Below are 25,390 nucleotides of genomic sequence, written 5' to 3' on the forward strand. Positions count from 1 at the left end.
ACAAAGGGGGCTGAAAAAAGCTGTAAACGACGTCACCGACACTGGATGCGACCATCCCTGTACTGGATACGACGCCCCCTGTAGGCGTCAGATTTTCACTGGTACATGATCGTATCGACTCGATTGCAAGGCGCCGTGGTAGAGCGGTCTAAAAAAACGCCATCCAACCGCAACCTATAAGTGCGGTGGTCCAGTCGGAACACTGCCAAAAAAAACACCAAGGAGTCCATCCATGAAAGGTTCCCCGTCGTTGTTGTTGGCCGCCATGCTAAGTCTGCCGTTTCTGGCGCAAGCCGCAGAACCGGCACAGTGCAGTACCGTAAACTTCTCCGATGTCGGCTGGACCGACATCACCGCAACAACCGCCACCACCAGCGTCGTCCTCCAGGCCCTGGGCTACAAGACCAAAACCACGATGATTTCCGTGCCGGTGACCTACAAGTCCCTGGCGGATGGCAAGAACATGGACGTGTTCCTGGGTAACTGGATGCCGACCATGGAAAACGACATCAAGGCGTATCGTGATGCCGGCACCGTGGATGTCGTGCGCACCAACCTCACCGGCGCCAAGTACACCCTCGCCGTACCGCAAGCGCTGTATGACAAAGGGCTGCATGACTTCGCCGATATTCCGAAATTCAAGAAAGAACTCGACGGCAAGATCTACGGCATCGAACCGGGCAACGATGGCAATCGTCTGATTCAGAGTATGATCGACAAGAACGCCTTCGGCCTGAAAGACGCCGGTTTCAAGATCGTCGAGTCCAGTGAAGCGGGCATGCTGTCGCAAGTCGACCGCGCCCAGAAACGCGACACCGCCGTGGTGTTCCTCGGCTGGGCACCGCATCCGATGAACAAGCGTTTCAAGATCCAATACCTCACCGGTGGTGACGACTTCTTCGGCCCCGACTTTGGTGCCGCCACCGTGGCGACCAATACTCGCAAAGGGTATGTCCAGGAATGCAGCAACGTGGGTCAGTTGCTGAAAAACCTGGAATTCACCGTCGACATGGAAAGCTCGCTGATGGGCAACATCCTGGACGACAAAATGAAGCCTGACGCGGCCGCAAAGGCCTGGCTGAAAAAGAACCCACAGGTGCTCGATACCTGGCTCGCTGGCGTGACCACCATTGACGGTAAACCAGGCCTGGAGGCCGTGAAAGCCAAGCTCGCGCAGCCTTGAATTAGGAAGCATCGCTTACGCCGGGCGGGTTCGCTCGCCCGGGCTGTTTATTTCCTTGCATGCGGACGTTCACTACCATGCTGATTGATCAGAAAATACCTTTAGGCCAGTACATCGCGGGCTTCGTTGAATGGTTGACGCAACACGGCGCCAGCACCTTCGACGCAATCGCCGTGTCACTGGAAACGATGATCCACGGCGTGACTTTTGCGCTGACCTGGTTCAACCCGCTGGCATTGATCGGCCTCATCGCACTACTGGCACACTTCATCCAACGCAAATGGGGCCTGACCGTTTTCGTCATTGCCTCCTTCCTGCTCATCCTCAATCTGGGGTACTGGCAGGAAACCATGGAAACCCTCGCCCAGGTGCTATTCGCTACCCTGGTCTGCGTGCTTATCGGCGTGCCGTTGGGCATCGTCGCCGCGCACAAACCGATGTTCTACACACTGATGCGTCCGGTGCTCGATCTGATGCAGACCGTGCCGACGTTCGTGTACCTCATTCCTACCCTGACCCTCTTCGGTCTCGGTGTGGTCCCAGGCCTGATCTCAACGGTAGTGTTCGCGATTGCCGCGCCTATCCGCCTGACTTACCTGGGTATTCGCGATGTTCCCGCAGAACTGATGGACGCTGGCAAAGCCTTCGGCTGTTCGCGCCGTCAACTGCTTTCACGGATTGAACTGCCCCACGCCATGCCAAGCATCGCGGCCGGCATCACCCAGTGCATCATGCTGTCGCTGTCGATGGTGGTGATTGCGGCACTGGTGGGCGCCGATGGCCTGGGCAAACCCGTGGTCAACGCACTGAACACTGCTGATATCGCCCTGGGCTTCGAAGCCGGCCTGGCGATCGTACTGCTGGCGATCATGCTCGACCGTATCTGCAAACAACCCGACGCTAAAGTAGGGGGTGACGCATGAGCATTATCCGGTTCGAAGACGTCGACGTAATCTTCTCCAAAGACCCGCGCGAGGCGCTCAAGCTCCTCGATCAAGGCATGACCCGCGACCAGATCCTGAAAAAGACCGGGCAGATTGTCGGTGTTGAAAAGGCCAGCCTGGACGTCGAGAAAGGCGAAATCTGCGTGCTGATGGGCCTGTCCGGCTCCGGCAAATCCAGCCTGCTGCGTTGCATCAACGGTCTCAACACCGTCAGCCGTGGCAAGTTGTTCGTCGAGCACGAAGGCAAGCAGATCGACATCGCGTCCTGCACTCCGGCAGAACTGAAAATGATGCGCACCAAGCGCATTGCGATGGTGTTCCAGAAGTTCGCCCTGATGCCTTGGCTGACCGTTCGCGAGAACATCAGTTTCGGTCTGGAAATGCAGGGTCGCCCAGAGAAAGAACGGAAAAAACTGGTCGATGAAAAGCTTGAGCTGGTGGGTCTGACCCAGTGGCGTAACAAGAAACCCGACGAGCTCTCCGGCGGCATGCAACAACGTGTGGGCCTGGCCCGCGCGCTGGCGATGGACGCTGACATTCTGCTGATGGACGAACCGTTCTCGGCACTCGACCCGCTGATCCGCCAAGGCCTGCAAGACGAACTGCTGGAACTGCAAAACAAGCTGAGCAAAACCATCGTCTTCGTGAGTCACGACCTCGATGAAGCGCTGAAGCTCGGCAGCCGCATCGCGATCATGAAAGACGGTCGGATCATCCAGTACAGCAAGCCTGAAGAAATCGTGTTGAACCCGGCGGACGACTATGTGCGGACCTTCGTGGCCCACACCAACCCGCTGAACGTTCTCTGCGGTCGCAGCCTGATGCGCACCCTGGACAACTGCAAACGCATCAACGGTTCGGTATGCCTGGATCCGGGCGGCGATTCGTGGCTGGACCTGGCCGAAGGCAACACCATCAAAGGCGCACGCCAGAACGGCGCGAGCCTGGACCTGCAAAACTGGATTCCAGGGCAGGCGGTTGAAGGCTTGGGCCGCCGCCCAACGCTGGTGGACTCGAACATCGGCATGCGCGATGCGCTGCAGATTCGTTACCAGACGGGCAACAAGCTGGTGCTGCACGACAACAACAAAGTGGTCGGGATTCTGGGCGACAGCGAGCTGTATCACGCGCTGCTCGGCAAGAACCTGGGGTAAGGCAACACACACAAAAACGCCGCGAGAGGATCGCGGCGTTTTTGTTTATGGGATATCGGGTCATGCCGTGTTGGAGTTAAAGGCCCCATCGCCAGCAGGCTGGCTCCCACATTGGAATGCATTCTCCTGTGGGAGCCAGCCTGCTGGCGATGAAGCCGACGCGGTGCTTCAGATCGAAACACCGCGTCCTTGATGACTCAGCTATAAACCCGGCCAAGGAGCTGCCGATGGCTTTCAAACTGATCGAGCACGTCACGGGTGATCTGATCCTGGGTGAAACCCATCAAGTCGTAGTCCTGGCTGCCGTTGTGCAGGTACACCTCGGCGCGGTAGTAACGGGCGCGGGGTTCATCGGCACTTTCGGCCGACACCGTGTCACTCGCCGCCGCCAGGTAACCATCCAGGCTGACTTCGTAGACAAACGGGTTGCCCTCTTCCATCTCGATCCGCACGCCCATGCACCGCTTCGACTTACCGAGCAACGTCTGCACGTCCAGGCCCTGAGCGCGCAATTGCACCGTTGCATCTTCCAGCGCCGGGCTGACTTGCTTGTCCATGAAACGCTGCACGATCGACTGGTTCGGCTGCAAGTCCAGCTGAGTCAGACGCTCGCTGAAACCACGACGACCACGTGCAGCCAACTCCGCTTGCTCCTGTTCGATTTGCACGTCCTGACGCATCGCCTTGTGCAAGCCGAACATGAAGAACACCAGCACCACCGAGAACGGCAGACCGGCCAGCACCACCATGGTTTGCATGGCTTCGAAGTTACCGGCGAACAGCAGGCCGATGGTCACCAGGGTGATCACCGCCGACCAGAAGATCCGCAGCCAGTGCGGCGCATCTTCATCGACGTTGCCGCCCTTGCAAGACAGGTTGGCCATCATCACCGCGCCGGAATCCGCCGGGGTCAGGAACAACACGAAACCCACGAAAATCGACACGCCGATCACAATCTTCGACGCCGGGTAATGCTCCAGCAACTGGTAGATCGCCATGGACGGCTGTTCCAGCGCCGTCTTCCCGAGCTCCACCGCGCCGTGGTTCATCACCAGGTCGAGGGCCGAGTTACCGAAGATCGACAGCCACGCCAGGGTGAAGCCCAGCGGAATCAGCAGCACGCCGGCCACCAGTTCGCGCACGGTACGACCACGGGAAATACGCGCGATGAACATGCCTACAAATGGCGCCCAGGAAATCCACCAGGCCCAGTAGAACAGGGTCCACAGGCCCAACCAGCGGTCAGACTTCTCACTGTCGCCTTCGTACACATAGAGGTCGAAGGTCTTCAGCACCACGCCGTTCAGGTAGTCACCGACGTTTTGCACAAAGCCGTTGAGCAAGTGCAGGGTCGGGCCGAACAGCAGGACGAAAATCAGCAGACCGCTGAACAACACAATGTTGAGGTTGGACAGACGACGGATGCCGTTTTCCACGCCGGACACGGCGGCGATGGTCGCCACGGTGCTCATCACGATGATCACGATCAGCAGGTTGGTGTTGCTGTGTTCCATGCCGAACAGGTTTTCCAGCCCGGAAGACACTTGCAGCGAACCAATCCCCAGGTTCGTCACCAGCCCCAGCAGGGTCACGAACATGCCAAAGCCATCCACCGCATGACCGGCCGCGCCCTTGACCCAACGCTCGCCCACCAGCGGATACAGCGCCGAACGCAACGCCAGCGGCTGGTTATGACGGTAAGCAAAGTACGCCACGGCCAAGCCGACCAAGGCGTAGATCGCCCAGCCATGCAGGCCCCAGTGCAGGAACGTCAGCTGAACCGCCTGACGCGCCGCCATGTTGCTGGCGGCGACGCCTTCGGGCGGGTTGAAGTAGTGGTCCAGCGGCTCGGAGGCACCGAAGTACAGCAGCGAGATGCCGATACCCGACGAGAACAGCATCCCTGCCCAGGCGCCGTAGCTGAAGTCCGGGGTATCGTCCTTGCTGCCCAGCTTGAGTTTGCCGTAGGAGGAAAACGCCAGGCCGACCACGAACACCAGATAAGCGGCAATCACCACCATGTAGTACCAGCCGAAGCTGCGGGACAACCAGGCCTGGGCAATACCGAGCAATCTGCCGGCCTCTTGCGGGGCGATGATCAGAATGGCGGTCAACAACAGAATCAACGCGGTAGAGGTGTAGAACACCCAACCGTTGACCGTCACCTTCTCGGGCGGGGTCTTTATAAGAGAGGCAGAACTCATGGCACAGATGCTCCGGGCAGTGCGGGAGAAGAACACAAGGCAACGCGATACCCGACCAATCGGTTAGTTGGCAGCCGACCAGCGGGTGATATAAAGACACCCCTAAAAAAGCCCGAACCCCTAGGGACGCCAGTGCGTATAGGTTTCGAGCAGTTTCGGATGCCGGTTTATCGCCGTTTACACGTAGGAAAATTCTGTAAATCGCGACGAATTGTCGCAGATCTTATTCTTTGTTGATTGAACGTTCAATCAAAACAAAATAGACTGGCCTTCAATCCGATAGACGTTTTACGTCCGCCGGAAGGCCTAAGGAGATGTGCAAGATGCCCAAGGTCGGTATGCAACCCATCCGCCGCCAGCAATTGATCGAAGCCACCCTGCAGGCGGTCGATCAGGTCGGAATGGGGGACGCCAGCATTGCGCTGATCGCCCGTTTGGCCGGTGTCTCGAATGGCATCATCAGTCACTACTTTCAGGACAAGAACGGCCTGATCGCTGCCACGGCGCAGTACCTGATGAGTGTCCTCAGCGAGAACGTCACCGCGCGTCGTCAAGCGCTGGAGGACAGCAGCCCAAGGGCGCACCTTCAGGTGATTATCGAAGGCAACTTCGACGCCAGCCAGGTCAATGGCCCGGCAATGAAAACCTGGCTGGCCTTCTGGGCCACCAGCATGCACCACCCGTCTTTGCACAGGTTGCAGCGGATCAACGATCACCGTCTGTATTCCAACCTGTGCTGCCAGTTCCGCCGTGTATTGCCGCTCGATGACGCGCGCAGTGCAGCTCGAGGCCTGGCAGCCCTCATTGACGGTTTGTGGTTGCGCGGCGCGCTGTCGGGCGATGCTTTCGACACCGAGCAAGCGCACCGCATCGCTTACGAATACATGGATTTCCAATTGGCCAAGCAGGTGAGCTAGAGCACACATAAAACGCTCAGCCCCTGAACCGCCACTGACCCGTGCCGCCCGAGCTACACGGCACGCCCAGTGGTTACCGCCAACCCACTTATGCTCTTGCGAGGACAATATGGCCCGTTTCGAACTGCAAAAACTCTACATCGATGGCGGCTACAGTGACGCCAGCAGCGACGCCACTTTCGAAGCCATCAACCCGGCTAACGGTGAAGTCCTCGCAAAAGTACAACGTGCGACCTTCGACGACGTCGAGCGCGCGGTGGTCAGCGCCGAAAAGGGCCAGAAAATCTGGGCTGCCATGACCGCCATGGAGCGTTCGCGCATCCTGCGCCGTGCCGTCGACATCCTGCGCGAGCGCAACGATGAACTGGCCGCCCTGGAAACCCTGGACACCGGCAAGTCGTTCTCCGAAACCAAGTACGTCGACATCGTCACCGGCGCTGACGTACTGGAGTATTACGCAGGCCTGGTGCCGGCCATCGAAGGCGAGCAGATCCCGCTGCGTACCACATCTTTCGTTTATACCCGTCGCGAGCCGCTGGGCGTCGTGGCCGGTATCGGCGCGTGGAACTACCCGATCCAGATCGCCCTGTGGAAATCCGCACCGGCCCTGGCGGCCGGTAACGCGATGATCTTCAAGCCAAGCGAAGTCACTTCCCTGACCACGCTGAAACTGGCCGAGATCTACACCGAAGCAGGCGTTCCGGCGGGCGTGTTCAACGTACTGACTGGCAGCGGCCGTGAAGTCGGCACCTGGCTGACCGAGCACCCGCGCATCGAAAAAATCTCCTTCACCGGCGGCACCGACACCGGCAAGAAGGTCATGGCCAGCGCTTCCGCTTCGTCGCTGAAAGACGTGACCATGGAACTGGGCGGCAAATCCCCGCTGATCATTTTCGACGACGCCGACCTCGATCGCGCCGCCGACACCGCGATGATGGCCAACTTCTACAGCTCCGGCCAGGTCTGCACCAACGGCACTCGCGTGTTCGTGCCGAGCCACCTCAAAGCCGCGTTCGAAGCCAAGATCGTTGAGCGTGTTGCGCGCATTCGCGTCGGCAACCCGGAAGACGAAAACACCAACTTCGGCCCGCTGGTCAGCTTCGCCCACATGGAAAGCGTGCTGGGTTACATCGCCAAGGGTAAGGAAGAAGGCGCTCGCGTGCTGTGCGGCGGCGGTCGTCTGACCGAAGGCGAATTCGCGAAAGGCGCCTTCGTGGCCCCGACCGTGTTCACCGACTGCACCGACGAGATGACCATCGTGCGCGAAGAAATCTTCGGCCCGGTGATGAGCATCCTGACTTACGAAACCGAAGAAGAAGTGATCCGTCGTGCCAACGACACCGACTTCGGCCTGGCCGCTGGCGTTGTCACCAAAGACCTGAACCGCGCTCACCGCGTGATTCATCAACTGGAAGCCGGTATCTGCTGGATCAACGCCTGGGGCGAGTCCGACGCGAAGATGCCGGTCGGCGGCTACAAGCAATCGGGCGTGGGCCGTGAGAACGGCATCAGCTCGCTGAACAACTTCACACGCATCAAATCGGTACAGGTCGAACTGGGCGATTACGCCTCGGTTTTCTAAGGCGATATCCGCTTCGCCTGCGAGGCCGTCATCGCCAGCAGGCTGGCTCCCACAGGAGTACGCGTTCCAATGTGGGAGCCAGCCTGCTGGCGATCGAGTGCGCAGCACTCGTCAGGCCTGACCTGACCAACTTCAAAGAGGGTGCATTCAATGTCCCAAGAATTCGATTACATCATCATCGGTGCCGGCTCGGCCGGTAACACCCTGGCGGCCCGTCTGACTGAAGACGAAGGCGTCACCGTCCTGCTGCTCGAAGCGGGCGGCCCGGATTACCGTCTGGACTTCCGCACGCAAATGCCGGCCGCCCTGGCGTTCCCGCTACAAGGCCGTCGCTACAACTGGGCCTACGAAACCGATCCAGAGCCACACATGGACGGTCGCCGGATGGAATGCGGTCGCGGCAAGGGCCTCGGCGGTTCCTCGCTGATCAACGGCATGTGCTACATCCGCGGCAACGCGATGGACTACGATAATTGGGCCAAGCTTCCAGGTCTTGAAGACTGGGACTACCTGAACTGCCTGCCGTATTTCCGCAAAGCCGAAACCCGCGACATCGGCCCGAACGACTACCACGGTGGCGACGGCCCGGTCAGCGTGACCACGCCGAAAGCCGGCAACAACCCGCTGTTCCACGCGATGGTTGAAGCAGGCGTACAGGCCGGTTACCCGCGCACTGAAGACTTGAACGGTTACCAGCAAGAAGGCTTCGGCCCGATGGACCGTACCGTGACGCCGAACGGCCGTCGCGCCAGCACGGCTCGCGGTTACCTGGACACGGCCAAGAAGCGCTCGACCCTGACCATCGTCACCCACGCCCTGACCGACAAGATCCTGTTCGAAGGCAAGCGTGCCGTTGGCGTGCGTTACCTGATCGGTGCCGCTGAAGAGCGCGTTGAAGCCCGTGCCCGCAAAGAGGTGCTGCTGTGCTCCGGCGCCATCGCGTCGCCGCAGATTCTGCAACGCTCCGGCGTCGGCCCGGCCGAACTGCTGAACAAGCTCGACATCCCGGTGGTCCACGACCTGCCAGGCGTCGGCGAAAACCTGCAGGATCACCTCGAATTGTACCTGCAATACGCCTGCACCCAACCGGTCTCGCTGTACCCGTCGCTGCTCTGGTACAACCAGCCGGCCATCGGTGCCGAATGGCTGTTCAACGGCACTGGCATCGGCGCCAGCAACCAGTTCGAAGCCGGCGGTTTCATCCGTACCCGCGAAGAGTTCGATTGGCCGAACATCCAGTACCACTTCCTGCCGGTCGCGATTAACTACAACGGCAGCAACGGCGTGAAAGAGCACGGTTTCCAGGCGCACATGGGTTCCATGCGTTCGCCGAGCCGTGGTCGCATCCAGGCCAAGTCCAAGGATCCGCGCGAGTACCCGAGCATCCTGTTCAACTACATGGCCACCGAGCAGGACTGGCAGGAATTCCGCGACGGCATCCGCCTGACCCGTGAAATCATGCAACAGCCGGCACTGGACGCTTTCCGTGGCCGCGAAATCAGCCCCGGCATCGACGTGCAAACCGATGAACAACTCGACAAGTTCATCCGCGAACACGCCGAAACCGCGTTCCACCCGTCCTGCTCGTGCAAGATGGGCACCGACGAAATGGCCGTGGTTGACGCGGAAGGTCGTGTTCACGGCCTGCAGAGCCTGCGCGTGGTCGATGCCTCGATCATGCCGATCATCACCACCGGCAATCTGAACGCGCCAACGATCATGATCGCCGAGAAAATCGCCGACAAGATCCGCGGCCGCCAGCCATTGCCGCGCAGCAAGGCAGCTTACTTCGTCGCCGGCGACGCGCCAGTGCGTGGCAAGCCGTTGCGGGATGTGAGCCTGACTGCTCAGTAAGACAGTTTCACCGCAGTCCGCTCATCGCGAGCAGGCTCGCTCCCACAGGGGATCTTCAGTGGACACAAATTGTGTGAACACCCAAGATCAAATGTGGGAGCGAGCCTGCTCGCGATGGGGCCCGGCGAAACACCACACATCTTCCAGGAAACTTTGCCCACACCGATCCAGGCTTGATCTACCCCCCTCCCAGGCCTACTCTAGCGCCACGCAATCGATTCACCCCCTCGCCACACCGCTACGCCGCCACTCCATACCAAGGAGGTTCCCGAATGTTCGATTTCCACCCCCAGCTCAAGCAGCGTTTTGCTGCCTTGCGCACGGGCGCTGAATTCTTTTCGCTGCGTTATGTGCGCGAGTCCGGTCAGTACCTGTCGGTGCGCAAGAATGTCGCCGAACCTCCGAGCCTGAGCCGTGACGAAGGCGCGATGCTGACCGTTCGAGTCAACGGCGTCGAAGCCTACGCCGCGACCAACGACCTGTCGCAGCAAGGCCTGCAAGCGGCCCTCGACCGCGCCGAGCAGCAAGCCCGTCGACTCAAGCCCCACGCCCTGCTGGACCTGCGCGAGCAAGCCGTTTCCAGTGACCGTGCCGACTACTTTTCGCCGAACCACGACCAGCCTTTTCCGTCCCTGAGCGACTGCTACCAACTGCTCGCCGCCGAATCCGCCGCCGTGCCCAAGGACGAGCGACTGGTGAACTGGCAGGTAAGCATTGGCATCACCAACGTCGAGCAGATCTACCTCAGCAGCGCCGGCGCCGAACTGCGCCAGGCCCAGCGTTTCGTCTACCCGAGCCTGGAAGTCACCGCCTACGACGGCAGCGACAGCCAGACCCGCACCCTCGGCCGTGAGAACTTCGGCCAGCAAGGTGGCTTCGATGTGATCAGCCGCTGCGGCCTGGTCGGTGCCGGTCCGAAAATCGCCGATCAGGCGCTGCAATTGCTGCTGGCGCCGAACACCCCGCAAGGCCCGCGCGACCTGCTGCTGATGCCGGACCAGATGATGCTGCAGATCCACGAATCCATCGGTCACCCGCTGGAACTCGACCGCATCCTCGGCGATGAACGTAATTACGCCGGCACCAGTTTCGTCAAGGCAGAAGACTTCGGCAGCCTGCAGTACGGCTCGAAACTGCTCAACGTCACCTTCGACCCGGACATCCCCGAGCAGCTCGCCAGTTACGGCCATGACGACGACGGCACGGCCGCCAGCAAGCAATTTCTGATTAAAGAAGGCTTGCTCCTGCGCCCACTGGGCGGCGCGCTGTCGCAGTTCCGTGCCGGCATGGACGGTGTCGCCAACAGCCGTGCCTGTGGCTGGAATCGCCCGCCGATCGACCGCATGGCCAACCTGAACATCGAGCCCGGCGATCAACCGCTGGAGCAACTGATCGGTGGGATCGAGAACGGCATTTTGATGAGCACCAACCGCTCGTGGTCCATCGATGATGCGCGCAACAAATTCCAGTTCGGCTGCGAGTGGGGCCAGTTGATCGAAAACGGTGAACTCAAGGGCGTGGTGAAAAACCCCAATTACCGGGCGATTTCCGCGCACTTCTGGAAAAGCCTCAGCGCCGTCGGCGGCGCCAGCACCTTCAAGGTCCTCGGCACGCCGAACTGCGGCAAGGGCGAACCGAATCAGGTGATCCGCGTCGGCCATGCCTCGCCGGCCTGTGTGTTCAGCCATGTGGATGTGTTTGGGGGAGATGCCTGATGAGCACGTCGAAAAGTCAGGCCGAGTCGTTCAAAGCCTTGGTCAATTGGCTGCGCGAAGCGATTCGCGAGCCGGAACAATTCACCCTCAGCTACGCCGCCGAGTCGTCGGCCTTCGTGCGTTTCAACCACGCCAAGGTGCGTCAGGCCGGGCAGGTGCAGCAGGCGAGCATTGGTTTCAAACTGATCGATGAGGGTCGCCATGCCGACCTCGAAATAACCCTCTCCGGTGAGGCTGAAGTCGATGTTCATCGTCTGGCTGAAGGGCTGCAACAGTTGCGCGAAACCTTGCCGCTGCTGCCTCAGGACCCGTACCTGTTGCTGAATCACAACGACTGGCAGAGCAAGAACGTGCAGGAACATCCGCTGCCGGATACCGAGCAGGTCGTTACTGAAATCACCCAGGCCGCCGAAGGACTGGACCTGGTGGGTTTCTACGCGGCCGGTCCGATCAGTCGTGGCTTTGCCAGTTCCTCCGGTGCGTTCGGCTGGCATCAGGCCAACAGCTTTAACTTCGACTTCAGCCTGTTCCATGAAAACGGCCAAGCGGTGAAAGCCAGTTACGCCGGTCAGGATTGGAACAGCGAAGGCTTCGCCAAACGCTTCCAGCAGGCCCGCGAGCAATTGGCGTTTCTCGGTCGGCCGTTGCGCACCCTGGCACCCGGTCAGTACCGCGCTTACCTGGCACCAGCGGCCATGGGCGAAATCATGGACATGCTCGGCTGGGGCGGTTTTTCAGCGCAATCGATCGCCAGCAAAGGCAGCCCGTTGCAGAAGCTCTACGGTGGCGACAGTTCGTTCAGCGCGCTGGTCTCGGTCGATGAAAAGGTCAGCGGCTCCCTGAGCCCGGCGTTTTCCGGTGAAGGTTATCCACGCAGTGATCTGGGGTTGATCGTCGAAGGTAAGGCCGGTGCGCAAATGGTCAGCTCGCGCAGTGCAGCGGAATATGGCCTGACGGCCAACGGTGCCAGCGGTGGTGAAATGCCCAGCGCGCTGAACATGGCAGCTGGCGTACTGCCCGAGGCTGAAATCCTCAAGCAACTGGGCACCGGACTGTACATCAGCAACCTCTGGTACCTGAACTACTCGGACCAACCGGCGGCGCGCCTGACCGGCATGACGCGGTTCGCGACGTTCTGGGTCGAGAACGGCGAGATTCAGGCACCGGTGAGCACCATGCGCTTTGATGACAGCGCCTACAGTTTGCTTGGTTCGAAGCTGGAAGCGTTGACCGAGGAGCGGGAATTGCTGCTGTCGGCCAGCACGTACAGCCAGCGAGCGACGGCGTCGGCGTTGTTGCCGGGGGCGCTGATCAGCCAACTCACTTTGACGCTGTAAAAGCTTCGCGGGCAAGCCTCGCTCCTACAGGTTTTGCGCTGCCTTTGTAGGAGCGAGGCTTGCCCGCGAAGAAGTCACCACGGACTACCTGACCCACACTGACATGAGGTCCCATGCCCAACCGCCCGCCTCTCGACGCTGTCACCGCCCGCTGGGTGCCGTGGGTCGTCGCCATTGCGTTCTTCATGCAGTCCCTCGACGGGACGATCCTCAACACCGCCCTGCCCGCCATGGCCCGAGACTTGGCGGAAGATCCGTTGCGCATGCAAGGGGTCATCATCGCCTACATGCTCACCGTCGCGCTGCTGATCCCGGCCTCAGGCTGGATCGCCGACCGTTTCGGCACCAAGAAAATCTTCTTCAGCGCGATTCTGTTGTTCAGCATCGGTTCGTTGTTGTGCGCGCTGTCGAGCACCCTGAGCACGCTGATCGGTGCCCGAGTGATCCAGGGCCTCGGCGGTGCCTTGATGCTGCCTGTCGGGCGACTCGTGGTGCTGCGTGCCTACCCGCGTTCGGAACTGGTGCGGATCATGGGTTTCATCACCATTCCCGGCCTGCTCGGCCCGTTGATCGGCCCGACCATGGGCGGCTGGATGGTGGAATACCTGACCTGGCACTGGATCTTCCTGATCAACCTGCCGGTAGGCGCCGTCGGTTGCTACGCCGTGTGGAAATTCATCCCCGACCTGCGCGGCACCGAACGTACGCGTTTCGACAGCCTGGGCTTTTTGCTGTTCGGTGCGGCGATGGTGTTGATCACCATTGCCATGGAAGGCCTCGGCGAATTGCACCTGCCGCACTTGCGCGTGATGTTGCTGCTGTTCGGTGGCATGGCCTGTCTGGCGGCTTATTGGCTGCGGGCCGGGCACATCGATAATCCGCTGTTCGCGCCATCGCTGTTCAAGACCCGAACCTTCGCCGTGGGCATCCTCGGCAATCTGTTCGCTCGCTTGGGCAGCGGTGCCCTGCCGTTCCTCGTGCCGTTGCTGCTGCAAGTGGCCCTGGGTTATTCGCCATCCCAGGCCGGGATGAGCATGTTGCCACTGGCGGCGGCGGCGATGGTTGCCAAGTCGGTGGCGCGACCGCTGATCGAGCGGCTGGGCTATCGCATCGTGCTGACCGGCAACACCTTGGCGTTGGGGCTGATGTTGGCGAGCATGGGCCTGGTCAACGAGCAGACGCCGTACTGGTTGCTGCTGGTCATGCTATCGATTCTGGGCGCGATCAACTCCTTGCAATTCACCGCGATGAACACCGTGACCCTGATCGACCTCGACGACGCCAGCGCCAGCAGCGGCAACAGTTTGCTGTCGGTGGTCGCGCAATTGTCCTTGAGCCTCGGTGTAGCCTGCGCCGGTGCGCTGCTCGGCGGCTTCACGGCAGAAGTCGGAAACGATGGCGTTGACACGGTTCTTGGCGCGTTCCAACTGACCTTTGTGACGGTCGGAATCATGGCGATGCTGGCTGCCACGATCTTCTCGCAGCTTTCACCCAACGATGGCCGACGAGTGGTCAGCCGCGAACACGACATAGAACACTGACCTGTAGCAGCTGCCGAGGCACGAGGCTGCGTTGCGTGTCCGCAGGACCGCCCTTCGGGGGCCGCTTCGCAACCCAACGCAGCCTCGTGCCTCGGCAGCTGCTACAGGGCTACTCGTCTAGAATTTGCAGGTGGAGTGCGTGGGACTGATACACTGCGCGACATTTTGTTTTGCAGGCCAGTCCCGTGACCACCATCGCCACCGCTTTTAATACTTTGCCGCTGTCCGCCGCCATGCTGGCTAACCTCGACTCCCTCGGTTATGCCCAGATGACGCCGATCCAGGCGCAAAGCTTGCCGGTGATCCTCAAGGGGATGGACCTGATCGCGCAAGCCAAGACCGGCAGCGGCAAGACCGCCGCCTTCGGTATCGGCCTGCTGAACCCGATCAATCCGCGCTTCTTCGGTTGCCAGGCGCTGGTCATTTGCCCGACTCGCGAACTCGCGGACCAGGTCGCCAAGGAACTGCGTCGTCTGGCCCGCGCCGAAGACAACATCAAGATCCTGACCTTGTGCGGCGGCGTGTCCTTCGGCCCACAGATCGGCTCCCTGGAGCACGGCGCGCACATCATCGTCGGCACCCCGGGCCGTATTCAGCAGCATTTGCGCAAAGGTTCGCTGGTGCTCCATGGCCTGAACACACTGATCCTCGACGAAGCGGACCGCATGCTCGACATGGGTTTCTACGACTCGATCGAAGAAATCATCGCCCAGACGCCGGAACGTCGCCAGACCCTGCTGTTCTCCGCCACGTACCCGTCGGGCATCAAGCAACTGGCGGCCAAGTTCATGCGCAACCCTCAGATCGTGAAAGCCGAGGCGTTCCATGACGACACGCAGATCGAGCAGCGTTTCTACGAAATCTCCCCGGATGACCGCATGAGCGCTGTGACCAAGGTGCTTGGCCACTTCCGCCCTGCCTCCTGCGTGGCGTTCTGCTTCACCAAGCAGCAGGTTCAGGAAACCGTCGATCACCTGACGTCCAAAGGCATCTCTGCCGTCGGCCTGCATGGCGATCTGGAACAGCGTGATCGCGATCAAGTGCTGGCCATGTTCTCCAATCGCAGTACCTCGGTACTGGTCGCCACCGACGTCGCCGCTCGCGGTCTGGACATCGATGCGCTGGACATGGTGATCAACGTCGAACTGGCCCGTGACTCGGAAATCCACATTCACCGTGTGGGCCGTACCGGCCGCGCCGGTGAGAAAGGCATCGCCATCAGCCTGGTCGCGCCGTCCGAAGCGCACCGCGCCCAAGCCATCGAGCTACTGCAGAAGTCGCCGTTGAACTGGGATCTGGTGGACAACCTCACGTCCAAGGGCGGAGCTCCGCTGCTGCCGGCCATGAGCACGTTGTGCATCGGCGCTGGCCGTAAAGACAAGGTGCGTCCGGGCGACATTCTGGGCGCACTGACCGGCGACGCCGGTATTCCGGGCGCGCAGGTCGGCAAGATCGCAATCTTCGATTTCCAGGCGTATGTGGCCGTGGAACGCGGCATCGCCAAGCAGGCCTTGCAGCGCCTGAACGACGGCAAGATCAAAGGCCGCTCGCTGCGCGTACGTATCCTGTAGGAACCGCGCACATCCCCTGTGGGAGCGGGCTTGCCCGCGATGAGGCCAGCACATTCAACATCATGTTGTCTGTCAGTTCGCCATCGCGGGCAAGCCCGCTCCCACATTTGTTTTGTGGTGAGACATCAAGAGGACACCGTTTTGCGCTCTACCGAAGTCGTGATCATTGGCGCTGGCGCCGCCGGGTTGATGTGTGCGCTGACCGCCGCCGGGCGCGGGCGCAAGGTGATGTTGCTCGACCACGCCAACAAGGCCGGCAAGAAAATCCTGATGTCGGGCGGTGGCCGCTGCAATTTCACCAACATGTACACCGAACCGGGCAATTTTCTCTCGCAGAACGAACACTTCTGCAAATCCGCACTGGCGCGCTACACCCAGTGGGATTTCATCGGCATGGTCGCCAAGCACGGCGTGCCGTACCACGAGAAAAAACTCGGCCAGTTGTTCTGCGATAACAAATCCAGCGACATCCTCGAGATGCTGCTCAACGAGTGCGATCAGGTCGGCGTCAGCCTGCACCTGGACACCTCGATCCAAACCATCGAAAAGCTCGAAAGCGGTTACCTGCTGGACACCACGCTCGGCCAGATCACCTGCGAATCCCTGGTGATCGCTACCGGCGGCCTGTCGATCCCGACCCTGGGTGCGACCGGTTTCGGCTATCAGGTGGCCAAGCAGTTCGGCCACGACTTGCTGCCGACCCGCGCCGGACTTGTGCCGTTCACCATCACCGATCAGCTCAAGGAGCTTTGCACCGAGCTGTCGGGCACCTCGGTGGATTGCCTGGTGAGCTGCAACGAGCAGAGTTTCCGCGAGAACATCCTGTTCACTCACCGCGGCCTCAGTGGTCCGGCGATTTTGCAGATTTCTTCGTTCTGGGAATCCGGCGACACGGTCGAAATCAACCTGATGCCGGACCACGACGTGCCGAGCTGGCTGCAACAGCAGCAGGCAGAACGCCCCAACAGTGAGCTGAAAACCCTGCTCGGCGAAATCTTCACCAAGAAGATGGCCAATCTGCTGGCGGATAACTGGTTCGTTTCCAAACCGATGAAGCAGTACACCCACGCGGAACTGGCGGACGTTGCCGAAAAACTGGCGAGCTGGAAAGTCGTGCCGGCCGGCACCGAAGGCTATCGCACCGCCGAAGTGACCCTGGGTGGCGTTGATACCCACGAAGTCTCGTCCAAGACCATGGAATCGCTGAAAAGCCCCGGCCTGTACTTCATCGGCGAAGTGCTCGATGTGACCGGGCATCTGGGCGGCTTCAATTTCCAGTGGGCCTGGGCCTCGGGTTACGCGGCTGCGCAATACGTCTGACCAAGATTGTTCAATATGAAATGCAATCCCTGTGGGAGCTGGCCTGCCAGCGATGGCGGTTCGACATTCAACGATGATGTTGGATGTACCGACCTCATCGCTGGCAGGCCAGCTCCCACAGGTTTTTTTGCCGACCCTGGAAATTGAGTTCGGCACAAAAGCTCAAAGGAACAGATTTTGCTGTCAGATGTGATCGGCGCCATTGCGTCGACGTCATTACTGGCTCAATTTAGCGGCATTGCCTCGGAAGGCCTTCGCACTTCATGTCATCGACCTCATTCAGTCAGTCTCTGCGCCGCCTCTGGGCGTTGGATAAATTCAGCTACAGCGTGCGGGTGTTCATCGCCCTGACCGGCAGCATGGCGCTGTGTTGGTATCAGGATGAAATGGGGCTGCTGATCCCGCTGTTCCTCGGGATTATCGCCAGCGCCCTGGCCGAGACCGACGACAGTTGGCAAGGCCGCCTCAACGCACTGGCGGTCACGCTGGTGTGCTTCATGGTCGCCGCGCTGTCGGTCGAATTGCTGTTCCCCTACCCTGTTCTGTTCATCATCGCCTTCGCCCTGGCCGCCTTCTGCCTGACCATGCTCGGCGCCCTCGGCGAACGCTATGGCGCAATTGCCTCGGCGACGTTGATTCTGTCGGTCTACACCATGATCGGCGTGGACCAGCGCGGCGGCGCGGTCACCGATTTCTGGCACGAGCCGGTGCTGCTGGTGGCCGGCGCCACCTGGTACGGCTTGCTCTCGGTGTTGTGGCAGGCGCTGTTTTCCAACCAGCCGGTGCAGCAGAGCCTGGCGCGGTTGTTCCGTGAACTGGGGTTTTACCTGAAGCTGAAATCGTCACTGTTCGAGCCGATCCGGCAGATGGACGTGGAAGCGCGTCGTCTCGAACTGGCCCAGCAGAACGGTCGAGTCGTGGCGGCCCTGAACGTCGCCAAGGAAATCATCCTGCACCGGGTCGGTAACGGTCGGCCGGGCTCGAAAGTCAGCCGTTACCTCAAGCTGTACTTCCTGGCCCAGGACATCCACGAGCGCGCCAGTTCCTCGCACTACCCTTACAACGCCCTGGCCGATGCGTTCTTCCACAGCGACGTGATGTTCCGCTGTCAGCGCCTGTTGCGCCAGCAAGGCAAGGCCTGCCGAGCGTTGGCCGAGTCGATCCAGATGCGTCAGCCGTTCGTCTATGACGCGAGCTTCGCCGAAGCCCTCAGCGATTTGCACGCCTCACTCGAACACCTGCGTATTCAGAGCAACCCGGCCTGGCGCGGCTTGCTGCGTTCGTTGCGTGCATTGGCGGCCAACCTCGGCACACTCGATCGCTTGCTCAGCGACGCCAGCAACCCTGACGCCCTCGCCGACGCCACCGACAGCAGCCTGCTCGACCGTTCGCCACGCAGCCTCAAGGATGTCTGGATTCGTGTGCGCACGCAGCTGACGCCGACCTCGCTGCTGTTCCGCCACGCCCTGCGTTTGCCCCTGGCGTTGAGCATCGGCTACGCGATGGTGCATTTGATCCACCCGTCCCAGGGCTACTGGATCATTCTCACCACGCTGTTTGTCTGCCAGCCGAATTACGGCGCCACCCGGCGCAAACTCGGCCAGCGGATCATCGGCACCGCCATCGGCCTGACCGTGGCCTGGGCGCTGTTTGACCTGTTCCCCAATCCCTTGGTCCAGTCGTGTTTCGCGATCGCGGCCGGGGTGGTGTTCTTTATCAACCGCACCACCCGCTACACGTTGGCGACTGCCGCGATCACCCTGATGGTGCTGTTCTGCTTCAACCAGGTGGGCGACGGTTACGGACTGTTCCTGCCACGCCTGTTCGATACGCTGCTCGGCAGCTTGATCGCCGGCCTCGCGGTGTTCCTGTTCCTGCCGGACTGGCAGGGCCGACGCCTGAACAAAGTGCTGGCCAACACCCTGACCTGCAACAGCATTTACCTGCGCCAGATCATGCAGCAATACGCCGCCGGCAAAAGCGACGACCTGGCGTATCGCCTGGCCCGCCGTAATGCGCACAACGCCGATGCGGCGCTGTCGACGACGCTGGCCAACATGCTGATGGAGCCTGGGCATTTCCGTAAGGAAGCGGATGTCGGTTTCCGCTTTTTGGTGCTGTCGCACACTTTGCTCAGTTACTTGTCAGGGCTGGGCGCGCACCGGGAAACCCAACTTCCGCCGGACGTGCGTGAGTCGCTGATCGACGGTGCCGGGGTGAGACTGGCGGCCAGCATCGACGAAATCGCCCAAGGGTTGGCGAGCAAATTGCCGATTGCGATTCAAAGCGATGAGGAGGAGGCGCTGGCCAATTCGCTTGAGCAGATGCCGGATGAAATCGATGAAGGGCAGCGGTTGGTGCAGACGCAGTTGGGGTTGATCTGTCGGCAGTTGGGGCCGTTGCGCACGTTGGCCGCGCATTTGATCAAGGATACGAGTGAGGATTGAGATCTAAGGTGGCTAGGACGGCCTCTTCGCGGGCTTGCTCGCGAAGAGGCCATCAGCCACACCTCACATCCCATGCTGCCTCATCAACCGGTCATAACTGCCGTCCACCTTCATCGCCGCGATTTCACGATCGAAACCGGCGACGATCTGTTCATGCTTCGGGTTCTTCAGGCTGACCAGAATATGCAGGCTGTTTTCGCTCAGCGCCTTGGGCAGGAACTCCACGGCATTGCGCACCGCGGATGACTCCCGGGCCAGGTAATAACGCGCGACGTACTCGTCTTCCAGCGTCAGCTTGACCCGATCCGCGGCGACCATCCGCACAGCCATCGCGAAGCTGTGCACAGGGACTTTCTGCAGCGAGACGTCTTCATCGAACTCCGGCGAATAGGCATAACCGCGCACCACCGCGATCGGGTAGGTGTGCAGTTGCTGCAGGTTGTTGTATTCGATCGGTGCGTCTTTGCGCTTGAGAAAGCGCACGCGGTTGAGCAGGTATTCGCCGGAGTACTGGCCCAGTTTGGTGCGCTCGTCGGTGTACCAGGCGTTGACCAACACGTCGTAACGCCCCTCGCCCACGCCCAGCAGTGCCCGCGCCCAGGGCACTTGTTCAAAATCACTGGCATAGCCGGCCCGGGCCAGCGCCGTGCTGACGATGTCCGTCGCCAACCCACCATTGACCAGCGTGGCGTCGGTGAAGGGTGGCCAGGCGTCGGCCACCAGCCGCAGCTTTTCAGCTGCCGCGCTTTGAGTCAGCAACAGCAATCCAATCAAAGCACAGGCTCGATGCAATCGCGGCATGCTAGAAAATCCTTAGCGGGCGGGCTGCCCGGCGTGTTTTCAGCCTAAACTCCAAGGCCCCCGAACCGGCGAAACTCCGGTCTAACCTTAGCTCATTGAAGCCACTGCAAAGCGCGTGATCGAAGATTACACAAAGAAGACAACGCCGCGAGAAATGAATGATGGCATTTTGGCCTTTGTCACAGATTTCTTTGCCATAAAGACATCTTTCAGCTGGGCGCTTAGTATCGGAGCGACGTTGTTCAAGGAATCTGAAGATGACAATCGAATGGGTCTGCAAACACCACAGCGATCTGGGCAAAGAGCAGCTGTATGTTCTTCTGCAATTACGGGCGGAAGTGTTCGTCGTCGAGCAGAAATGCGTGTATCAGGACATCGATGGCCAGGACCTGGAAGGTGACACCTGCCATCTGATGGCCTGGGACGGGGATCGGCTAGTGGCGTACCTGCGGTTGCTCGACCCCGAGCTGCAGGGCGGCGACGTGGTGATCGGGCGGGTGATCATTGCCCCTCAGGCACGCGGCACCGGGCTGGGTCATGAGTTGATGGCGCAGGCGTTGAAACAGGCGGAAAAACGCTGGCCCGATGTACCGATCTATCTTTCGGCCCAGGCGCATTTGCAGGGGTATTACGGGCGGTATGGGTTTGTCGTGGTGGGTGAGGAGTTTCTTGAGGATGACATTCCGCACATAGGAATGCGTCGTTCCTGAGGGCCCTTCGCGAGCAAGCCCGCTCCCACAGTGATTGCGTGTGAATCACACATTTGCAATCCACCCCGCAACCTGTGGGAGCGGGCTTGCCCGCGATGGCGTCAGCCAAGTCACCGCAGGAATCAGGGATATTCCAGCACCGCTTTGATCTGCCGCAAATTGCGCTCGATCCACCCCCGATCAATCGCCCCCCACTCGCGAATCCGATAGCGCCCGGCATGATTGCGCGCACCTTCTTCCTGCTCGAACTCGCACACAATATCCAGATCCGCCAACGCGGCGATGGTGTCCTGGGCCGTACGCCGGGGCATCCCCGTAACGTCGGTCAACGCCGGGACGCTGCTGGCCAGCCCGCTGTCGATCAGGTACGCCACGTACAACCGACGGTAGAAGCTGCTTTTGGTCTTGCTTACGTCCATCTAAACGCTCCCGGATCTTCTATTGCATGTCCCGCCACGTCAGGTACACCCGCAGGTCGAACTCGACCTGGTGATACCCCGGCAACATGTGCTCGCACAGCTTGTAGAACGCTTTGTTGTGATCCGACTCTTTGAAGTGCGCCAGCTCATGCACCACGATCATTTTCAGAAATTCCGACGGCGCTTCCTTGAACAGCGAGGCCACGCGGATTTCTTTCTTGGACTTGAGCTTGCCACCCTGCACCCGGGAAATCGTGGTGTGCAGGCCGAGGGCGCGATGGGTCAGGTCCAGGCGGTTGTCGAACAACACTTTGTCGATGGCCGGGGCATTGCGCAGGTATTCCTGCTTGAGGTCCAGCGCATAGATGTACAACGCCTTGTCGCTTTGCACGCCGTGTTTTTCCGGGTAACGCTGGCTCAGGTAGTCGCCCAGCCGACCCTCGGCGATCAGCTGGCGCACCTGGTCCTGCAACGTAGCGGGATAAGCCTGGAGGTATTTCAACGCGGTCATTAGTGGCGGCAACACGAGTCACGAAAAGGTCGCCAGTGTAGCGAATTCAGCCGACCAGCGCGCTCCAGTCGAATGACCGCACAAAGTCGCCCGTGTCCTCGGCCATCATCGGCCGTGACACCAGATATCCCTGCACATACTCACAGCCATTGGCTTGCAGCCACTGGTATTGCGCAACGGTTTCCACCCCTTCGGCAATCACCAGCATCCCGTACTGTTTGCACAGGTCAATCACATTGCGCACCAGCGCCGCATCCCGTGAAGACTCCGGCAGTCGGGCGATCAAATGCCGATCGAACTTGAGCGTGTCCAGCTCCAGGTCCCGCAGATGAGACAGCGAGCACGGCCCGGAACCGAAGTCATCCAGGGCCACTCGCACACCGAGGTTACGCAGCAGACGCAACTGTTTGCGGGTTTCCTCAGGGTTTTGCATCAAGGCCTCTTCTGTGACCTCGACCTCCAGGTAACGCGCTTGCAACCCATGACGCTCCAGCACCTGGCGCAACTCGGTGACCAGGTTGGGCATGCCGAATTGCGTACTGCTCAAACTGACGCCCAGCACCAAATCCTCGGCAAACAGGGTTTCCCAGGCTTTGCGTTGCTCGGCGCCGCGATGGTAAATCCAGCTGCCCAGACGACTGATCAACCGCGCCTCTTCCAGCAGCGGCAAAAACAGCCCCGGCGGCACATCGCCAACGCTCGGATGCTGCCAGCGCAGCAACGCTTCGAACCCGCGAATCTGCCCACCGGCAATCGCCACCTGCGGCTGATACACCAGACTGAAATCACGGTTCTCGATGGCCGTGCGCACGCTGTCTTCGAGCATCAGCCGCGAGCGCGCCCGGCCGTTCATTTCGTGATCATAGAAGCGATACTGTTGACGCCCGGCGCGCTTGGCTTCGTACATGGCAATGTCTGACGCCCGCAGCAAACCGTCGAGATTGGAGCCGCAATCCGGGTACGTGGCGATGCCGATGCTGGCACCCAGGGCGATATCCAGCCCATCGATCTGCTGACAGATCGACACCCGCTCAATCAGCTTCTCGGCAATCTTTGCCGCCTGCTCGGGAAACTCCAGATCCAGCAGCGCCGTGAACTCGTCGCCGCCGATACGCGCCAGAATGTCGAAGGGCCGCAGGCACGCCTTCAACTGCTCGGACACCCAGCGCAGCACCCGGTCACCGGCATCGTGACCGAGGGAATCATTGACCCGTTTGAAGCCATCGAGGTCGAGGTACAGCAACACCCAGGCGCTGTCAGAGCGATCGCCGCGCAGCAGCAGATTTTCCGCGGTCTGGTAGAACCCCCGGCGGTTGAGCAGCCCGGTCAACGGATCGGTGACGGCCTGGAACTCCAGTTGCTGGTGCAGATGGCGCACCACTGACATGTCCAGCACCGTCACCACCATGGCATGTTGTTCAGCGGGCAACGGCGCGCACGACAGGGCCACCGGCACCTGCTGGCCGGGCGCCGTACGCAGCAAGGCGTCGTGCAGGCGCAGGGTTTCACCGCGTTTGTAACCGGCTAACAGCTCGGAATCGGCCCAGACCGGGATGTGCGGCTTTTGCAGGAAATCCAGGAATTCCTTGCCTTGCAGGTCTTGCACCGTGGCATTGAGCAGCCGCGACATCGCCGGATTGGCAAAGCGGATCAGGCCGCCCTCGTTGACCACCAGGATGCCTTCGGCCGCGTTATCCAGCACCGAGGCGTTAAACGCGCGCGCGACCTCAAGATCGTGGCTCAGGCGCTGCAACGCACGGCGATTGCGCTGATGCTCGAGCAACGCCTGCACTTTGGGCTTGAGAATTTGCGGGTCGAACGGTTTGAACAGGTAATCCACCGCGCCACTGGCATAGCCCTTGATCACGGCGGCCTGGGACTGTTCGTTGGCGGTGAGAAAAATGATCGGCGTGAGGCGGGTCCGCTGACTGCCGCGCATCAGGCGTGCCACTTCGAATCCGTCCATGCCCGGCATCTGCACATCCAGCAGCACCAGGTCGACATCGTGTTCGAGTAACAGACTAAGCGCTTCGAAACCCGAGCCTGCGGTCAAGACCTGCCAGTCCTGGCGCTGCAACAACGCGCGCATGCTGGTCAGGTTTTCCGGGTAATCGTCGACAATTAACAGGATCGAGCTGCCTTCAGCTGGCGTGGGTTGCGCGCATTCCATGCTGCTTCTCTTGTTCGGGGCGGCAGGCCGGTTTCTCGTGAAAACCGGACAAATACTAACGTTCACTCTAGACCGGGTTCTGTGAAAGCAGAAGCTATCAGTAAGCCATCATTTAACCAAAGCGTCCATTTGCCGACTAACGGTCGGTCCTACAGCCCTCTAAAACCGGGAAAGATGGCATTTCGACAGGATGTTGACGCCAGCGATCTGCCGGACGGGGATTAACAAAGACGGCTTCTACGCTTATAAAGACCGCCCTCCAAGGCACGTGCTAGAGCTTCTGGCACGGGCGTGCAGCAAAAAAAAACGTGGAAGCTTTTGACTATGATCGATCTCGCAACCTGGAACCTGAGTGTTCCTGTCGGCAATCCGCCGTACACCGTTGACACTCCAAAACTGGTGAAAGGCTTCAAGGATCAATACTTCCACTCCGACACCGGCACCCTGTTCTTCTGGTCCCCGGTCACCGGCTCTAAAACTGAAAACGCCAAGTACCCCCGCACCGAACTTCGCGAAACCTACAGCAACGGCACCCTGCGCAATTGGCTGTACCCGGAGGCTGATAACTCCCTGCGGGCCACCCTGGCAGTGAACCAGGTACCGAGTTCGGGCAAGATCGTCATCGGCCAGATTCACGCCTATCAAAGCCAGAAGCCTTTGGTGAAGCTCGAGTATCAATACAAAACCAGCAGCTCCTCCGGCAACATCGTCGCCAAGGTGCGCATGCACCCGGATGACGGCGAAGGGCGGGTCATCACCATCGCCACCGGGGTGAAACTGGATCAGCAATTCAACTACCTCATCCACCTCAGCCCTGGCGGTGCGCTGGGTATCAGCGCGGCGGGTTACCAGTGGGACACCGACATCAGCAAGACCTGGCGCGACAAGCCGCTGTACTTCAAGGCCGGCGTGTATGTGCAGGACCACACCGGGTATACGAGCGAAGGCGGGAAAGTAACATTCAGCAAACTGGATATTGATCACGATAAATAGCTCCGCGCTCACTGACC

At 60.4% G+C, this 25,390-nt stretch carries 19 protein-coding genes; 14 read left to right on the forward strand and 5 right to left on the reverse strand.

All coding sequences use genetic code 11. The features are described from left to right. Positions 1–232: 232 nt before the first annotated feature. The 3 genes from ACA057_RS29215 to choV all read left to right on the forward strand — a co-directional run bounded on the left by ACA057_RS29215 (position 233) and on the right by choV (position 3,281). Positions 233–1,183 (forward strand): choline ABC transporter substrate-binding protein, encoded by a 951-nt coding sequence (locus tag ACA057_RS29215; protein ID WP_497344321.1) that lies wholly within the window; start codon positions 233–235, stop codon positions 1,181–1,183. Positions 1,184–1,260: 77 nt separating this feature from the next. Next, complete coding sequence (gene choW, locus ACA057_RS29220) at positions 1,261–2,106, forward strand: choline ABC transporter permease subunit (protein ID WP_497344323.1); 846 nt, start codon at positions 1,261–1,263, stop codon at positions 2,104–2,106. Next, a complete protein-coding gene (gene choV, locus ACA057_RS29225; RefSeq protein ID WP_401354033.1) occupies positions 2,103–3,281 on the forward strand; it encodes a choline ABC transporter ATP-binding protein in 1,179 nt (392 codons plus the stop codon). Before choW ends, choV begins: the two co-directional genes overlap by 4 nt. 197 nt (positions 3,282–3,478) lie before the next feature. On the opposite strand, the gene ACA057_RS29230 is transcribed toward choV, so the two are convergent. Next, on the reverse strand, positions 3,479–5,428 hold the full coding sequence (locus ACA057_RS29230) for a BCCT family transporter (protein WP_497350050.1): 1,950 nt from the start codon (positions 5,426–5,428) through the stop codon (positions 3,479–3,481). Between the two features lie 380 nt (positions 5,429–5,808). On the opposite strand from ACA057_RS29230, the gene betI reads away from it, so the two are divergent. From betI to yccS, 9 genes are all read left to right on the forward strand, one after another. Beyond that, positions 5,809–6,402 carry a transcriptional regulator BetI gene (gene betI, locus ACA057_RS29235; RefSeq protein WP_010466984.1) on the forward strand — a complete coding sequence of 198 codons (594 nt, stop codon included), beginning with the start codon at positions 5,809–5,811 and terminating at the stop codon, positions 6,400–6,402. A 109-nt stretch (positions 6,403–6,511) separates the two neighbouring features. Continuing rightward, the gene (gene betB / locus ACA057_RS29240; RefSeq protein ID WP_497344325.1) at positions 6,512–7,984 is read left to right on the forward strand and encodes a betaine-aldehyde dehydrogenase; all 1,473 of its coding nucleotides are present in this window, start codon (positions 6,512–6,514) and stop codon (positions 7,982–7,984) included. Between the two features lie 150 nt (positions 7,985–8,134). Further along, the gene (gene betA, locus ACA057_RS29245; RefSeq protein ID WP_497344327.1) at positions 8,135–9,838 is read left to right on the forward strand and encodes a choline dehydrogenase; all 1,704 of its coding nucleotides are present in this window, start codon (positions 8,135–8,137) and stop codon (positions 9,836–9,838) included. 272 nt (positions 9,839–10,110) lie between these two features. After that, the gene (locus ACA057_RS29250) at positions 10,111–11,553 is read left to right on the forward strand and encodes a TldD/PmbA family protein (RefSeq protein WP_497344329.1); all 1,443 of its coding nucleotides are present in this window, start codon (positions 10,111–10,113) and stop codon (positions 11,551–11,553) included. Continuing rightward, positions 11,553–12,890, forward strand: a complete 1,338-nt coding sequence (locus ACA057_RS29255; protein WP_497344331.1) for a TldD/PmbA family protein — start codon at positions 11,553–11,555, stop codon at positions 12,888–12,890. Before ACA057_RS29250 ends, ACA057_RS29255 begins: the two co-directional genes overlap by 1 nt. A gap of 113 nt (positions 12,891–13,003) precedes the next feature. After that, complete coding sequence (gene mdtD / locus ACA057_RS29260; RefSeq protein ID WP_497344333.1) at positions 13,004–14,431, forward strand: multidrug transporter subunit MdtD; 1,428 nt, start codon at positions 13,004–13,006, stop codon at positions 14,429–14,431. Between the two features lie 185 nt (positions 14,432–14,616). Continuing rightward, a complete protein-coding gene (gene dbpA / locus ACA057_RS29265; protein WP_497344335.1) occupies positions 14,617–16,002 on the forward strand; it encodes an ATP-dependent RNA helicase DbpA in 1,386 nt (461 codons plus the stop codon). A 141-nt stretch (positions 16,003–16,143) separates the two neighbouring features. Next, positions 16,144–17,322 (forward strand): BaiN/RdsA family NAD(P)/FAD-dependent oxidoreductase, encoded by a 1,179-nt coding sequence (locus tag ACA057_RS29270; protein WP_497344337.1) that lies wholly within the window; start codon positions 16,144–16,146, stop codon positions 17,320–17,322. Between the two features lie 263 nt (positions 17,323–17,585). Further along, positions 17,586–19,769, forward strand: coding sequence for a YccS family putative transporter (gene yccS / locus ACA057_RS29275; protein WP_497344339.1), 2,184 nt, complete (start codon positions 17,586–17,588; stop codon positions 19,767–19,769). Positions 19,770–19,832: 63 nt separating this feature from the next. On the opposite strand, the gene ACA057_RS29280 is transcribed toward yccS, so the two are convergent. Then, a complete protein-coding gene (locus ACA057_RS29280; RefSeq protein WP_497344341.1) occupies positions 19,833–20,570 on the reverse strand; it encodes a substrate-binding periplasmic protein in 738 nt (245 codons plus the stop codon). Positions 20,571–20,827: 257 nt separating this feature from the next. On the opposite strand from ACA057_RS29280, the gene ACA057_RS29285 reads away from it, so the two are divergent. Then, a complete protein-coding gene (locus tag ACA057_RS29285) occupies positions 20,828–21,280 on the forward strand; it encodes a GNAT family N-acetyltransferase (protein ID WP_497344343.1) in 453 nt (150 codons plus the stop codon). A gap of 122 nt (positions 21,281–21,402) precedes the next feature. Here the strand turns inward: ACA057_RS29285 and ACA057_RS29290 are convergent, their stop codons facing one another. From ACA057_RS29290 to ACA057_RS29300, 3 genes are read right to left on the reverse strand one after another with little or no spacing between them, the layout of a single operon-like run. After that, positions 21,403–21,699 carry a winged helix-turn-helix domain-containing protein gene (locus ACA057_RS29290; protein WP_008033286.1) on the reverse strand — a complete coding sequence of 99 codons (297 nt, stop codon included), beginning with the start codon at positions 21,697–21,699 and terminating at the stop codon, positions 21,403–21,405. Between the two features lie 19 nt (positions 21,700–21,718). Next, entirely contained in the window at positions 21,719–22,210 is a 492-nt protein-coding gene (locus tag ACA057_RS29295; RefSeq protein WP_497344346.1) for a M48 metallopeptidase family protein, read from the reverse strand. A 46-nt stretch (positions 22,211–22,256) separates the two neighbouring features. After that, a complete protein-coding gene (locus ACA057_RS29300) occupies positions 22,257–24,380 on the reverse strand; it encodes a putative bifunctional diguanylate cyclase/phosphodiesterase (protein WP_497344348.1) in 2,124 nt (707 codons plus the stop codon). Between the two features lie 324 nt (positions 24,381–24,704). Here ACA057_RS29300 and ACA057_RS29305 point away from each other — a divergent pair, with 324 nt between their 5' ends. Next, on the forward strand, positions 24,705–25,373 hold the full coding sequence (locus ACA057_RS29305; protein WP_497344350.1) for a polysaccharide lyase family 7 protein: 669 nt from the start codon (positions 24,705–24,707) through the stop codon (positions 25,371–25,373). The last annotated feature ends 17 nt before the right edge of the window (positions 25,374–25,390 follow it).

This window comes from Pseudomonas sp. LBUM1661, assembly GCF_059695925.1.

Coding starts and splice junctions, on each gene's coding strand:
- ACA057_RS29215 (WP_497344321.1), top strand. CDS start 233: ATGAAAGGTTCCCCGTCGTTGTTGTTGGCCGCCATGCTAAGTCTGCCG.
- choW (WP_497344323.1), top strand. CDS start 1,261: ATGCTGATTGATCAGAAAATACCTTTAGGCCAGTACATCGCGGGCTTC.
- choV (WP_401354033.1), top strand. CDS start 2,103: ATGAGCATTATCCGGTTCGAAGACGTCGACGTAATCTTCTCCAAAGAC.
- betI (WP_010466984.1), top strand. CDS start 5,809: ATGCCCAAGGTCGGTATGCAACCCATCCGCCGCCAGCAATTGATCGAA.
- betB (WP_497344325.1), top strand. CDS start 6,512: ATGGCCCGTTTCGAACTGCAAAAACTCTACATCGATGGCGGCTACAGT.
- betA (WP_497344327.1), top strand. CDS start 8,135: ATGTCCCAAGAATTCGATTACATCATCATCGGTGCCGGCTCGGCCGGT.
- ACA057_RS29250 (WP_497344329.1), top strand. CDS start 10,111: ATGTTCGATTTCCACCCCCAGCTCAAGCAGCGTTTTGCTGCCTTGCGC.
- ACA057_RS29255 (WP_497344331.1), top strand. CDS start 11,553: ATGAGCACGTCGAAAAGTCAGGCCGAGTCGTTCAAAGCCTTGGTCAAT.
- mdtD (WP_497344333.1), top strand. CDS start 13,004: ATGCCCAACCGCCCGCCTCTCGACGCTGTCACCGCCCGCTGGGTGCCG.
- yccS (WP_497344339.1), top strand. CDS start 17,586: ATGTCATCGACCTCATTCAGTCAGTCTCTGCGCCGCCTCTGGGCGTTG.
- ACA057_RS29280 (WP_497344341.1), bottom strand. CDS start 20,570: ATGCCGCGATTGCATCGAGCCTGTGCTTTGATTGGATTGCTGTTGCTG.
- ACA057_RS29285 (WP_497344343.1), top strand. CDS start 20,828: ATGACAATCGAATGGGTCTGCAAACACCACAGCGATCTGGGCAAAGAG.
- ACA057_RS29290 (WP_008033286.1), bottom strand. CDS start 21,699: ATGGACGTAAGCAAGACCAAAAGCAGCTTCTACCGTCGGTTGTACGTG.
- ACA057_RS29295 (WP_497344346.1), bottom strand. CDS start 22,210: ATGACCGCGTTGAAATACCTCCAGGCTTATCCCGCTACGTTGCAGGAC.
- ACA057_RS29300 (WP_497344348.1), bottom strand. CDS start 24,380: ATGGAATGCGCGCAACCCACGCCAGCTGAAGGCAGCTCGATCCTGTTA.
- ACA057_RS29305 (WP_497344350.1), top strand. CDS start 24,705: ATGATCGATCTCGCAACCTGGAACCTGAGTGTTCCTGTCGGCAATCCG.